Annotated in this window: 11 protein-coding genes; 8 read left to right on the top strand and 3 right to left on the bottom strand. The window is 63.4% G+C overall.

Translation table 11 applies throughout. The features are described 5' to 3' along the window. A partial coding sequence (locus AC1DX0_RS20400; protein WP_477356606.1) for a PAS domain S-box protein occupies positions 1-1,402 on the bottom strand: 1,402 nt, incomplete at its 3' end. Between the two features lie 413 nt (positions 1,403-1,815). Here AC1DX0_RS20400 and AC1DX0_RS20395 point away from each other — a divergent pair. Beyond that, positions 1,816-1,959: a hypothetical protein gene (locus AC1DX0_RS20395; RefSeq protein WP_477222824.1), complete on the top strand. Its 144-nt coding sequence runs from the start codon at positions 1,816-1,818 to the stop codon at positions 1,957-1,959. 190 nt (positions 1,960-2,149) lie between these two features. Here AC1DX0_RS20395 and AC1DX0_RS20390 read toward each other — a convergent pair whose 3' ends face one another. After that, the gene (locus AC1DX0_RS20390) at positions 2,150-2,842 is read right to left on the bottom strand and encodes a DUF2270 domain-containing protein (RefSeq protein WP_477222823.1); all 693 of its coding nucleotides are present in this window, start codon (positions 2,840-2,842) and stop codon (positions 2,150-2,152) included. Positions 2,843-3,341: 499 nt separating this feature from the next. Here AC1DX0_RS20390 and AC1DX0_RS20385 point away from each other — a divergent pair, with 499 nt between their 5' ends. Beyond that, positions 3,342-5,441 carry a glycosyl hydrolase 108 family protein gene (locus tag AC1DX0_RS20385; protein ID WP_477222822.1) on the top strand — a complete coding sequence of 700 codons (2,100 nt, stop codon included), beginning with the start codon at positions 3,342-3,344 and terminating at the stop codon, positions 5,439-5,441. A 116-nt stretch (positions 5,442-5,557) separates the two neighbouring features. Next, a complete protein-coding gene (locus AC1DX0_RS20380) occupies positions 5,558-8,275 on the top strand; it encodes a phospholipase effector Tle1 domain-containing protein (RefSeq protein WP_477222821.1) in 2,718 nt (905 codons plus the stop codon). Here the strand turns inward: AC1DX0_RS20380 and AC1DX0_RS20375 are convergent. Further along, a complete protein-coding gene (locus AC1DX0_RS20375) occupies positions 8,168-9,385 on the bottom strand; it encodes an MFS transporter (protein WP_477222820.1) in 1,218 nt (405 codons plus the stop codon). The two genes, AC1DX0_RS20380 and AC1DX0_RS20375, sit on opposite strands and share 108 nt — an antisense overlap. A 97-nt stretch (positions 9,386-9,482) precedes the next feature. Here AC1DX0_RS20375 and AC1DX0_RS20370 point away from each other — a divergent pair, with 97 nt between their 5' ends. The 5 genes from AC1DX0_RS20370 (at position 9,483) to AC1DX0_RS20350 (ending at position 13,477) form a co-directional block, all read left to right on the top strand. Beyond that, positions 9,483-10,391, top strand: a complete 909-nt coding sequence (locus AC1DX0_RS20370) for a LysR family transcriptional regulator (protein WP_477222819.1) — start codon at positions 9,483-9,485, stop codon at positions 10,389-10,391. Positions 10,392-10,492: 101 nt separating this feature from the next. Continuing rightward, the gene (locus AC1DX0_RS20365; protein ID WP_477356604.1) at positions 10,493-11,212 is read left to right on the top strand and encodes a helix-turn-helix transcriptional regulator; all 720 of its coding nucleotides are present in this window, start codon (positions 10,493-10,495) and stop codon (positions 11,210-11,212) included. A gap of 384 nt (positions 11,213-11,596) precedes the next feature. After that, positions 11,597-11,821 carry a hypothetical protein gene (locus tag AC1DX0_RS20360; RefSeq protein WP_477222817.1) on the top strand — a complete coding sequence of 75 codons (225 nt, stop codon included), beginning with the start codon at positions 11,597-11,599 and terminating at the stop codon, positions 11,819-11,821. 188 nt (positions 11,822-12,009) lie between these two features. Then, positions 12,010-12,357, top strand: a complete 348-nt coding sequence (locus tag AC1DX0_RS20355) for a hypothetical protein (RefSeq protein WP_477356603.1) — start codon at positions 12,010-12,012, stop codon at positions 12,355-12,357. Between the two features lie 400 nt (positions 12,358-12,757). Then, positions 12,758-13,477, top strand: coding sequence for a gamma-glutamylcyclotransferase (locus AC1DX0_RS20350; RefSeq protein ID WP_477222949.1), 720 nt, complete (start codon positions 12,758-12,760; stop codon positions 13,475-13,477). Positions 13,478-13,616: the final 139 nt, after the last annotated feature.

Here is a 13,616-nt window from a genome sequence, read left to right as displayed (position 1 = left end):
GTCCCCAGAGACCCCAAAAACCGTCGGAGCCGACGACGATTCCGCTGGCGATGTCGAGTTCGAGGGCCGCAATGCCGGCGGCATTCTGCGACAGCTGCAAGCGACGCTCGCTCTGCAGCAGGGCCTGTGCCACCTGCTTCTGGTCGTCGATATCGGTGTTGGTGCCGATCCAGCGCAGGATGACGCCATCGGCATCGCGGATCGGCACGGCGCGCGCGATGAACCAGCGATAGATGCCGTCATGCCGGCGCAGCCGGAACTCGGTCTCGTAGAATGTGCCGGCGGCCGCTGTCTGTTGCCATTTTTCCGCGGCCGCGACGATGTCGTCGGGATGCACGATGTCGGCCCAGCCCTGACCGTCAAGCTCGCCCGGCTTGGCACCGGAATAATCGTAGACGCGCGGGTTGAACCAGTCGAGCAGTCCGTCCGGCGTCGCTGTCCAGACGTGGTTGGGCATCGCCTCGGCGAAGGTGCGAAACTGCGTCTCGCTCTGGCGCAGGGCCTGTTCGGCAAGCAGACGGTCGGTGACGTCGACACCCTGGACGAAGATGCCGAACACCTCGCCCGCGGGATTGCGTACCGGCTGATAGACGAGGTCGATGAAGCGGTCCTCGATCGCCGCACCCGGCGTGCGCTGCAGTTCGGCCTTCAGCGCGTAGCCGATGAACGCCTCACCGGAGGTGAACACCTGGTCGAGCAGCTCGAAGAAGCCCTGGCCTTCGACCTCGGGCAAGGCCTGACGGATCGGCAGGCCGATGATGTCGCGGTGGCCGACGAGCTGCATATAGGCGGCGTTGGTCAGTTCGACGACATGCTGTGGACCCGACAGCATGGCCATGAAGCCCGGCGCCTGTTCGAACATCTGGCGCTGGCGGTCGCGTTCGCCAGCGCGCCAGCGCTCGGCGGCAACCTTGGCGGTCGTCTCGATGACGATGGCGATGACGCCGGCCGGTTCGCCGCTTTCGTCGAGCACCGGGGAATAGTCGAGATCGAGCCAGACCTGTTCGGGCTTGCCGGTGCGGTTCAGCGTCAGCACTTGCTCGCGATAGGCAAGCGTGCCGCCGCCCAGGCAGACCTTCATGATGTTGTCGTTGAAGTCGGCCACCTCGGGCCAGCCTTCGCGCACTTTCGAGCCGAGCAATTGTGGATGGCGGCCACCGGCAAATTCCGAATAGCCGTCATTGTAGATCATGACGCCATCCTCGCCCCACAGCATGACGATCGGCACGTTCGAGCGCAGGATCAGCGAGACCGCGGTCTTGAGGCTCTGCGGCCAGACCTCGATCGGTCCGATCGAGGTCGAGGCCCAGTCGAATGTCGCAATCAGGCAACCGAGCTCTCCGCCACCTGACAGGAAAGCAATGTGAGGATTGCCTACGGTCATTGTGCGGGTTTGCGGCATGGCGTCTCGTGGATCGATCGGCGGTTGGTCGAGAGTCGATTGGTGCGGGCTAACATGTCGGAATCTGTGTATCGTGCGCGATTGTGCTGACCGCCTGATGTCGCGGCGCGGCCATGGCTGTGCGCCATGTCAGTTCGCCGTGTTGAACGCTTTTGACGAGACGGTGAATAGGCATTGCTCCCCTGAACGCCTCAACCCGGGACAAGCGATTCGGTTCCCGATGCCTGCCGATTTTCCGTCGGCAGGGTTGTCGGATTGAGGAGGGAAAGCCGGCTATTCGACCGAATTTCTTTGCAAGCCGTTAATTTGGCCATGCTGTTAATGAGGGTCTTCTAATGCATGTCGACCGAAACTGCCTGGCGGTTTTGGGATAACGGCATGCGCGAAACTGATGGTTTGGCGCGGGGTACGCAATGACCAAAAATCTCGGCAACGCACGCTATATGCCGCCCAAGGACACAAAAGCTTCCTTCTTCAGCAAGGCTGCGCCGGCGCTGTTCCCGCTCGTCGTGGCGGCGTTGGGCTACGTGATAGGGCGACAGTTCTTCGGCATGTAGGTTTAGATACCGGAGCCGAAGGCATCAGGCAGTGACTTCGGCTGCCGCCTCCTCGGCGCTGGCTTCGGCCCGCTTGACGCGTTCGCTGGCCAGCAGCACGACGGCCCCGAGGCCGCATGACCTCAACCGCCGCAGCGGACTGACTAACCATCACAACGCGCGGGCTGCCGTTTGCGCAGTCATCCTGTCGTCAGACGTGGACGTCGCCGAAGGACAGCTCGCCATCGCCGCCGGATGTGAAAAGGACGATGGCGAACAGCCCGGCATAGAATGCCGCCACAACGACCACGATCGCCACACCGGGAATGGGGCCAAGGGCAGCGCTGTCGACGGCATAGCGAAGCGAGCCGACGAACCCGGTCCCGACACCCCCGGCCTGAAGGCTGGGGGTCGATATTTTGACCACCCAGGCCAGCAGCAGGATCATGAACAGATAGATGTAATTCCGCCGCAGGCGGCGCGCCAAGGCGGCCCGTTGCGATAGCAGGAACTTTGGCGCGCGCAGGCCTTCGCCGACGATAAGCAGCCAATCCGAGGCGAAGTCGGGCTGCGGCGAGAAGATCTGTGCGAAATAGTGGCGCTCGAACTGGCGCACGCGAGCCCGGTAGAAGTCGAAGAACCGATAGCGGCGTGCCTCGATCCACAGAAGCAGCAGGATCAACAGCATGGCGAACAGGAGCACACCGTGATGGGCACTTGCCGTCGACAGCGATACGGAAAGCAGCGCCGCGACCACGGTGATCGCCCAGTTGGTCGTCCGGTCGAGCCGATCGCGCCATCCGGCCATGCGCGCAATCTCGGCGCGGTGGAAATGCGACAGCGTGTTCACGCGCTCCGTCGATGAAAGGATGGGGCCTACGGGTTTTGCCGACGCATCGTTCATGGCGCCCTCCGGCAAGGACTGAAACGGTTTGCCGGCAACATTGTTCCCTGGCGTCAATTGCCGCGAACCGATGGATGGTGCGCTCCGGGGGAGCAACAAGCTTCTCGACGCGGTTCTGAACGGCGTCGGGGCCGCCTCTGGAGCCCTCTTGCCAATTCGACAGCCGACGCCTCACAGGAGCATTCGAACTTTGCGATAGTTTAAGAGAATAGCTTTTTAGAAGAAGTTGAATTATCGCCTATTGCCTCCGAATCAGTGTCGCTTGACATATTATGTAATATAATAATACGATTTGGAGTTGCCGAATTGGGGGGCTCCAATGACGGACATTTCTATAAGCGCGAGCTTGCTCGCTCGCGCTGCGAAGAGGAATGGCTATGCCGTTCCTGCCAAAGGACTGGTCTTCTTTGGCATTCGCGGCCTGTCTCCAGATCATCCTTTCGAGAATACTTTCGCGCAGAGTCAGCCAGCGCATTTCAGCGCCTATGATTTCCGCCACATGCGCTGCACTCTTGGGCAGTGGAAGGCGGAGACAGGCGAAGTGGCGCTGTTTCCGGGCTCGACCGTGCCATCCCTGATCAACATCACGAGTGCCAAGGCCAGAGGCGGCATCGGCACCAATCTTTTGATTCCTGGCCGCTTCGAACATGAGCGCGGCATACACAAAGCGGGCAAGCCAGGTGGCCACCGGGCCTTTCGCCAGGCGTCTTTCCAACCGGTCTGGCGCACCGCCGACAATCTGGATTACGACCTGCAGGACAGGCTGGATTTCGGTTCGAGCTCGGGCGATTTCGTCTGGGACAATATCCACTGCGCCTACTCCGACAATCCGGAGGCGGGCTATTCCAGCGCCGGCTGCCAGGTGATCTGCGGTCTGCCGCAATCGCCGACGCGCCACATGGCGCCGGAAACCGGCCCCTGGCGTGCCTTCATCGACAGTGGCTATGGCACCAGCCAGACCCGTTTCGTCTATCTTCTGTTCACCGCCGAGGAATTGTCGTCCGTCGACAAGGTCGATGACACGGTGCTGAAGCAGGTCGTCCGCTTCGGCTCGTCGGGGGCGCTCGCCAAGAAAGTGCAGCAGGCGCTGGTCAAGCAAGGCGATTTGCAGGGCACGCCGGATGGCGTCTTCGGACGGTTGTCGCTGAAGGCGCTGGTCGATTTCCAGAAACGTCAGTTTGGCTCCGGCGCCACCGATGGCGTGTGCGGTGAGATTACGGCGGCGGCGCTTGGGGTTGCTCTTCCCACCAATGCCGCAGCGGGCGCTGCGCCGACGCCGACGGGTCCTGCCGACCAGGCGACGACAGGCAATCCGGATATTCCCGACGAGACCGATCTGGCGCCCGATGTGCTGACGATGCTGCTTGCCGCGCTGGGCCTGCAGCCGACGACCGGCGAGCCCGCTGTGCCCCCGCCAGCAGCGAACACAGGGGCAGGCACGGCCCAGGGAACCGGCACTTCGACGACCGGCCAAGGGACGGTGACGCCGCCCGCCGATGGCGGCAAGGCTAATTTCGAACGGGCGCAGGAGATCGTTCGCGAATTCGAAGGCGGCTATTCCGACGATCCGAAGGATCCCGGTGGCGCTACCAATTTCGGCATCACCCGCAAGACGCTTGCGGCGTGGCGCGGCAAGCCGGTCAGCAAGGCAGACGTCGCCAACATGTCGTATCAGGAAGCCAAGGACATCTATTTCTCCCAGTATTGGTCGAAATCGTCCTGCGGCGCGATGCCTGGCCCGCTTGCGCTTGCCGTCTACAACGTCTGCGTCCATGCCGGACCGGGTACCGCGGCAACCTATCTGCAAAAGGCGCTCAACCAGAACGGCGCGGCGGTGGCAGTCGACGGCGGCATCGGCGGCGAGACGTTGGGTGCGATCCCGACGACGCCGCTGCCGGACGTGATCAGCGACGTCATCGATCTCTATGCCGCGAAGCTGCGCGCGCATCCCGATTACGAGCATTTCAAGAACGGCTTCAATCGGCGCGTCAACAAGCTGCGGCTCGAAACCGAGCGCTGGCTTGAGGAAGACGGCGAGCAGACGCTTCCGATACCGACGCCCAACCTAGGCGAAGAAGGGGATCCTGTCGTGACGGACAAAGTGAGCGAAATCATTAAGGCGCTGCTGGCTGCACTTCAGCCTGGTGCAACGACAACGACGACACCGGCAACCACCACGACAACCACCACGCCGGCAACAGGAGCGGGGACCACCGTGGCGGGAGCTGCCGCCCTGGCGCTGCTGCTGCGTCAGCTGGCGCAGGGACTGGACGGCAACCCTGTCGTGCTGCCACCGGATTCCGCCGCCACCAATGTGCTGACGCCGGTCAATGGCGCGCTTGGCCAATGGTTGGGGAAGTTGCTTGACGGACGCAAGAGCGCGCTCGGGATCATTGGAGTGCTGGCAAGCGCCTTGCTCGCGCCGGCAACCACCGCAGCAGGGGCTGGCGCGGCGACCACATCGCCTTTGGGCGAACTCATTCCGCTCATCGGCTCGATACCGGGGCTGGCGCCGATCATGATGCCGATTTCGCTGGCTCTGACGGCGTGGGGTCTGCTCGGCAAGATCGACAAATACGTGCGCGCCGCAAAGCAGTAGGCCGACGCCGGGAAAGAGGGAGCAACGACGCGCCTCCTCTACCGACCGTCGGCCAAGGGATGAAGCCATCGGCAGGGAAAGCCTGCGGCGAAATGCTGTTAGGGCGGGGGGACGACTTGGGCAGGAACATTGTCGTCTTTGCCGACGGCACCGGCAACAGCGCGGCCAAGGCGTTCAAGACCAATGTGTGGCGCCTCTACCAGGCACTGGACCTGACCGGCGCCGATCAGATCGCGGTGTTCAGCGACGGCGTCGGCACCTCGCAGTTCAAGCCGTTCGAGATCATCGGCCTGGCGCTCGGATTCGGCGTCAAGCGCCGCGTGCTGGCGCTCTACAAGTTCCTTTGCCTCAACTATCAGGATGGCGACAGGATCTTCGCCTTCGGCTTCAGCCGCGGCGCCTTCACCATCCGCGTGCTGGTCGGCATGATCGCCAGGGAAGGGCTGGTCAACTTCAAGACGGAAGAGGAACTCGACCGCAACGCCCGCGCCGCCTACCGGTCCTATCGGCCGAAGGCTTTTCCGGCATGGCAGCCCTGGGTGGTGTTCGCCCGTTACGCCGCCGCGCAATGGTTCGCGCTCTGGAACGAGATCACCGGAAGCCGCGATTACAACCAGGTGAAGCCGCGCACGCCCGACCCCCGATCCGCCGATGATATCCAGGTCGCCTTCGTCGGCGTCTGGGATACGGTCTCTGCCTATGGCCTGCCGGTCGATGAGTTGACCAAGGCGGTGGATAAATGGGTCTGGCCGATCACCTTCGAGAGGCGCACGCTTCTGGAGCCTGTTCAATGTGCCAGGCAGGCGTTCAGCATTGACGATGAGCGGCGCACGTTCTTTCCCATCCCGTGGAATGAACTGATCCCGGCGAAGAAGGCCGAGCCGGCAGCGGGCAACGGCGAAGCTGCCGCAGCCGACAAGAAGATCCCCGACCCCCGCCTGAAACAGGTGTGGTTCGCCGGCTGTCACTCCAATGTCGGCGGCGGCTATCCCGACGACAGGCTTGCCCACATCCCCCTGTGCTGGATGATCGGCGAAGCCACCGAGCAGGGCCTGCGGTTCAAGCCAGAGACGGTTGCCGACTATTGGGACTACGCTTCCGATGCCGGCCGCATCTATGATTCCCGTTCCGGCGTCAGCGTTTTCTACCGCTATCATCCGCGCCCGGTGAAGACCCTGATGGGCGAGGGCGTCAGGCCGCTGGTCGATGCCAGCGTCATCACCCGCATGGCCAAGGGCGCGGACGACTATGCGCCGGTCTCGCTGCCCGAGCATATCGACGTGCTGACACCACGCGGCGCCCGCATTCCCTTCAACGGAGTGCCTGCGGGCGTCCCGGCGCCGGCCGGCGCTGACATTGTCGACAAGCTGCCATTGCCGGATGACCGCCAGCGCGATCTGGTGGCGATGGAGAGGAAATTCCATGGTGCGCTCGACCAGCTTCAAAAGAACAGTGTCGCAGCCAGTACGCAACATATCGGCAGCCGTACGCAACGCATGCAGCTGATGCTGGACACGGTGTGGTGGCGGCGCGGGCTTTATTACGTGCTGTTGTCGATCGTCCTGCTTTTCCTGGCTTTCCCGCTGTTCGTCGGAAATGCCGCCCTCGACATTACCAGCCAGTTCGACCAGTCCGCACGCGGCATCGTCGGGCCGATCTTCGGACTGATCAGCGGCTTCTTGCCCGGCTTCGTCTCACCATGGGTGGATGCCATGACCAAGGGAGCCGTTGCAGCCGGCATACTTGCAGCGCTGCTGGTGACTTCACTTTGGGTCAATAGCGTTCTGCGCACACGTATCAATGACCGGGCGCGATCGGCCTGGAATGTCAATGCCGGGCGCAATGCAACGGCGCTGCAAACGAACAGGAATGATGCCCATCGGCGCACATCGCTGATCGGAACCGTCGGCCTTGGCATAGGCGCGCTGGCAATGTGGTTTGGCGGACACAATTACACGAGTTGGGGGTTCGCCGCGGTTACCCTCGGCTTTCTCGGCACCTACGTGGTGTTGACCAGTCGTGGCCCGCGCACCGGGAATGTGCCGACGCCGGTCTCGTTGCGCATCGCCCGTGCCATCCGGACCGATCCTCGCGCCCAGCGTCTCTACGAAAATCTGAGGGAATATGTGCTGCCAGCGGCGTTCCTGGCGCTGTCGATCGGCCTTGTCCTGTGCGTGGTCAACAAGGCGACGTTCGAGGTAGCCGATTCAATGGGCAAGGTCTGCCCCGAGCCGAAGGGCAAGCCGGACGGAGCCGAACACCTGTCGGTAGAAGCGACGCCTTTCACCACAAAGGATCCATGCACCGACACGCTGAACTGGCTGCAGGAAGGCGGGCAATACGAGGTTACCATTTCGAACGCCAGCGGCTGGAAGGACGGCCCGACCTGGGACGGCAAGACATTGTGCGCCGACACACGCGGCGTAAGTGATTGGAGCCTTGCCCACTATTCCGCGACGTTGCTCAAGCGCTGGTGGGCTCAGCCCTACTTCAAGCCGATTGCGCGCGTTGGCCGGTTCGGCAATGAGGAATATGTCCTGGACCCGGTCGATGTGACGCTTCCTAAAGATTGCTCGAACACAATCCTGGTGGCCGAGATCAAGCCCAAGATGTCGGGCGAACTCTATGTCTATGTTAACGACGCGGTGCTCGCTGTGCCATCGTGGGGAAAATTCTACGACAACAACGAGGGATCGGGGATGATAAAGGTCAGGCGCGTGACCCATCTAGCGCCTGATCCAGTCGACCAGAAGTGCGATGAGGCCAAAGGCGGCGCCAATTGCGCAAACGCAAGTCCATCCGCCCCAGCTCCAGGCAATACCGGCCAGCAATGAGCCGATGGCGCCGCCGATGAAGAAGATGCCGACGAACAGGCCGTTGAGGCGGCCGCGTGCCTCAGGCTGAAGCAGGTTGACGGCACGGCGGCCGAGGGTCTGGTCGCCGGTGACGCCGATGTCGAGTAGCACCGCGCTGGCGCCCATCAGCACCAGCGGCAGCCATCCGGTTGCGGGTCCGCTGGAGCCGGCCCAGGCGGCCAGCGCCATCGCGCCGATCAGCACGAGATGGCAGAAGATGGTGGCGGACCGCGTCCAGCCATGGTCGCCGGCGCGGCCGAACAGCGGCGTGACCACGGCACCGCCGGCGCCGACCAATGCGAAGAGCGCAATGCCGCGCTGGCCAAGGCCGAAAGGCGGCTCTGCGAGGCGCAAGGCCACTGCCGTCCAGAACAGGCTGAACGCCGCCATCACCAGCGCTGCCGTCAGCGCCCGGCGCCGCAGCACCGGCTCGTCGCGCAACAGGCCGAACAGCGAGGCGATCAGCGCGCCATAGGAGGATTTCGCCTGCGGGCGCCGTGGCGGCAAGGTGAAGGCGAGCACGCAGGCGAGCAGGACGAGTGCGGCCGCGCTGAGGCCATAGAAGGCACGCCAACCCCAGGAATCGGCGATGAGGCTGGCCAGCGGCCGCGCCAGCAGGATGCCCATCATCAGCCCGCTCATGACATCGCCAATGACGCGGCCGGCCTCGCCGGGCGGCGCCATCGAGGCGGCGATCGGCACCAGGATCTGGATCGCCGAGCAGGCGGCGCCGAGAATGAACAGGACGATCAGCAGCGAGGCGATGGTAGGAGCGAAGGTGGCGACACCAGCCGCAAGCGCGGCCGTCAGGAGCATGCGCAGGATCAGAGCCCGGTTCTCGGCAAGATCGGCCATCGGCACCAGGAAGAACAGGCCGGCGGCATAGCCGAGCAGCGTCGCCATGGCGACGAGGCCGATGCTCGCCGCACTGGCGCCGAGCGACGGGCCGATCAGCCCGACCAGGGTCTGCGGCGCGAACAGATTGGTGACGATGATGCCGGTAGAGGCGGCAAAAAGCAGCGTCTGCGGGCCGGTGATGGTGCCGGCGGGCAGCCGCTCGCACAGCCGACCGTCATTGGTGTCGGGCATAGGGTCCTCAATAGGTCGCATATCGTGGGGGGACTTTATGCCGAAGTGTTATCATGCTACAATTGATTCAATTCAATAATGATTATGCGAGATGCGCATGAACATCCATGACCTCGAAGCTTTCATCGCCGTGGTGGAAACCGGCTCGATCGTCGGTGCCTCGGCCAGGCTCAACCTCACCCAGCCGGGCGTCACGCGCCGTATCCAGAATCTCGAGGACGGGTTGGCGACAGCACTGCTCGACCGCCAGTCGAAGCCGCTGAAGCCGACGGCTTCCGGGCGCGAGGCCTATGAACATGGAAGGCGGGTGCTGCGCTCGCTGGAGGATTTGAAGGCCGGCGTCTCGCCGCAAGGCGAGGTCAAGGGCGAGTTCCGCCTGGGCCTCATGCCCTATCTCTCCGACGCAGCACTCGCGCTGCCGCTCGACAGTCTGCGCGCCACCTTTCCGCAGCTGACACTGCGCATCATTTCGGGCTGGTCGCCAAGGCTGGTCGAGCAAGTGGCGCGCAGCGAACTCGACGCGGTGGCGGTGTGCCTCGCCGAAGGCCTGGCGCCGCCGGACGAACTGGTCTGCGACGATCTCGGCGCGCAATCGGTGCTGCTGGTGGCCTCGCCCGGCCTTGGCGTGCCGAAGCAAGCCGACCTCGCCTCGCTGTCGCGCTTTGCCTGGGTGATGAACGAAAACGGCTGCGGGTTCCGTGCCTTCATCCGCCAGAGTTTCGAGGCCGCCAGGCTGCCGTTCCAGGTCGGCGTGGAGGCGCTCAGCGTCGACCTCAGAATGTCGCTGGTGGCGCGCGGCCACGGCATCAGCATCGTCACGCCGGGCGCCTTCGCCGACAGCCGCTGGCGCGACAAGGTGGAGGTGATCGACTGCCCCGACTTCAAGCCGCAAGTGCGCGCCTGGATGCTGCACCGCCCGCCGGCCGGACGGCTTGCCCGGCCGATCGCGTTGTTTCGCGATGCGCTGATCGATGGGCTGAAGGTGCCGATGCCGCTGGTGTCGTAGGCGGGGCGAACAGGCCGTAATGCCGCAGCCTTCAAGTCGATGAAACGCCTTGTGTGCTTGCTTGGGATCGCTGAGATTGCCGAGGGGTTTTGGAGTGGCATATGCGGACGGCGGCAGGGCRGGACTTTCTTGAATTTTGCGCGGCGACCAGTGACGTCAGCAAAGTCATCGAGCGCTTCATCGAGGCGATCGGCGTTTTCGGCTTCACCGCAAGTGCTGGCGGTGCTTGGGCGGGCGCCGGTGGCTCGCGGTCCTATCGCTTCTATTTCAACAATTGGCCAAAGGATTGGTTCGAGTCCTACATGGCGAACGGGTTCATGGAGATCGACCCCATGATCCTCGAAGCGCGCCGTCGCATGACACCGTTCCTGTGGACCGAAATGGGCGATGCACGAACCTTTACCGTCGAAGGTGCGGCGGTCACCGTCGCGGCGATAGAATATGGTTGGGCCGAAGTCATGGCGATACCGATCCATGGGCCTTCCAGCTATCAGGGGCTGGTCTCGGTCGCCGCCTTGAAGCCGGTGACGATGAATGCGGCCGAGAGAGCCATCATGCGCTCCATGGCGCTTGCGGTGCACGACAAGGCCTATGAAGCGGTGGGATTTGGTCTCAGCAACCGCTCGCCGATCCTGCTGACGCCCAGGGAGGCGGACTGTATGCGCTGGGTCGCGGCGGGCAAGACCGATGCGGAAATCGCGATCATCCTGGGCATCGCGGCAGCCACGGTCCATTACCATATCGAGAACGTGAAAAAGAAGGCCGGCACGCGCAGCCGCAGCGAAGCCGTGGCGCTGCTGGTGTTGGCCGGATCTGTCTAAATCACGCGCTTCAAGCTTTTGTTTTGATTTGTTTCCTGTCTCGAAGCACGACCCGTTTTAGGCGGCCGTGATTGCGTGTGCGCGCCATGCATCCTCCGCTTTTCAGCTAGGATGCGCCCGCATCCGAACTGCCTTAGTCATTCCCGCATCAGCACATGAATCGCAGGGGTCATTGCGCTGGCGGGGAGCGGGGCGGTCGTCGATGGACGAAAGCAGGAGTGTTTTTGTCTGTCGCAATGCGGCGGCGGGAGGCTGGCCATGGGAGCCAGCTGGGTCGCGAGCCGCCGGCACCTCCAGCGATATCAGCACCCGGGCCATGCTCCAGGAGCCGTGCGTAACCAACCCTGCACTGGGGGAGCCAGTGTTTTTGTCGGGAGCCTTGCAATGAAAATCTTCTATGCCGTTGTGATAGCAGCGGTCGCGCTTGTGAGTTCAAACGAGGCGTTCGCCCGCTACACCACCACCAAGGGCCCTTGCGCGGTGGATGCCAATCGCTTCTGCGGCGGTGGCGTCTTGACGACGGGCGCCGCGCCGAAGTGCCTGGCCGACCATAAGGACCAGCTGTCGGCGTCCTGCAAGGCGCGCCTGTTCAAGCACAAGAAAAAGTGACCGGCAGGCCGGCGGCGGAGAGCGGAATGTGCGTCCAAGGTGGGGCCGGGCGACTGCTTCATGGACGGTTCGTCTGGCCTCGATACCGCCGATTGGCGCATATGGCACCGACCCCGGGCGAGGGTCGGTGCTCTCTTGCTGACGCAGTGTCTCGACGGACACAACATCACCGTAAGACGGGGTTTAGCATGACATCGCTTTTGGCCGGATCGCGTCGTTCCGGTGTTGCCCTTGCTGGCGTGACGGCGATTGGAATGTTCGTCACATCGGCCCTTGCCCAATCCGCGCCGGCGCCGGTCGGCGTATGGGACAGCGAGGCGGGCGAGACGATGATTATCGGGCAGACCTGCCAGATAGAAGCCAATGGCACGGTTGGCGCGATCGGTTCATGCAGCTGGGATCCGTCGTCCGATGGCGGAATCCTGACCATCATGAACGTGAACGCCTACCAGCCGGCGCCGGTTTATTTCAATATCGTCTGGATCGACGAGTCCAGCTTCTCGATCTCGGGCGATGTTTTCCACCGCAGGGTGTGAGGCGCACCGGGGCGGCAGCAGAGGCGAGTCGTTTCAGGGGCTTGGGCTAGATGGCYCAGATTTTGATTCGGCTAAATTGGCGGTTTCGCGGTTGTAATTCGCCAACGTCAGCGCTGCCCTTCACTGTCCTGCCGGACATCTCTCCCCGTAAACGGGGCGAGAGGGGCTGGCCGCGATGCCGGCGCCTTTCTTGCGGCGCTGGCGATTGGCGAAATCACCGACGACAGCGCTCCTCTCCCCGTCACTATACAGTCACTATACGGGGAGAGGATGCCGGCAGGCAGGTGAGGGGCTGCGCAAGCGCCTGCAGAAAAATACTCAGCGGGCTCGGAAACTGGAGTTATTGCCCTGGCGTCCAGCACCTCTTGAGAATTTTCGAGCCTTCAGCAACATGACCAGGATGAACAAGCCGATTTCCACCACGCCTCCCCGCAAATCGCCGATGGCGCTGACCGAGGCGCTGGTGGCGCGGACCATGCGGGTTGTCGAAGATACGGGGCCGACGCCGGGCATGGTCTATATGCTAGACGCCGACTATGCGCGGTTTCGCGACGAGATCCTGGCCAGTGCGCCGCCCGGACCACTGAAACTGTTCGCCTATGGCTCGCTGCTGTGGAAGCCGGCCGGCGAGGTGAGGGGAGGTGAGCGGGCGGTGGCGCGAGGCTGGCACCGGTCGTTTTGTTTTACCGTGCAGCGCTTTCGCGGCACGTTTGATCAGCCCGGCCTGATGATGGCGCTTGACCGCGGCGGCCAGTGCCAGGGCATGGTGTTCGAGATCGCCGAGCCGGTTGCCGAAAATCTCGAAGCACTGCTGCGCCGCGAGATGACCATCCTGCCCGCCGTCAACGTGCCGCGCTGGCTGCAGGTCACCACCGAAGGTAGGGTGAGCCGAGCGCTCGGCTTCGTCGTCGACCCCGCCAATCCGCGCTACGCCGGCAAGCTCGACAAGCCTGCGGTCGCGGCGACGCTGGCCAGGGCTGTCGGTCACTGGGGCTCGGGCGCGCAATATCTGTTCGAGACGATCCGCCATCTCGACGCCTGCGGCATTCGCGACCGCAATCTGTGGCAATTGCAGGAACTGGTGGCGCAGGAGATCGGCCGCACCCACGTCGCCGTCTAGTGGCTCTGGACGGAACCAGTCGCCTGCGTTGACGGATCGCCTGCCTTGGTGATTGGCGGAAACATCCACCGTTTCGTCATCCACGGGCGGAGCAAGGAGCGTAGCGACGCGGCGCAGACCCGAGGATCCATGCCGGGAC

Source organism: Mesorhizobium sp. P3_A9 (assembly GCF_056402975.1).
This window is presented reverse-complemented; position numbering and strand designations above follow the sequence as displayed.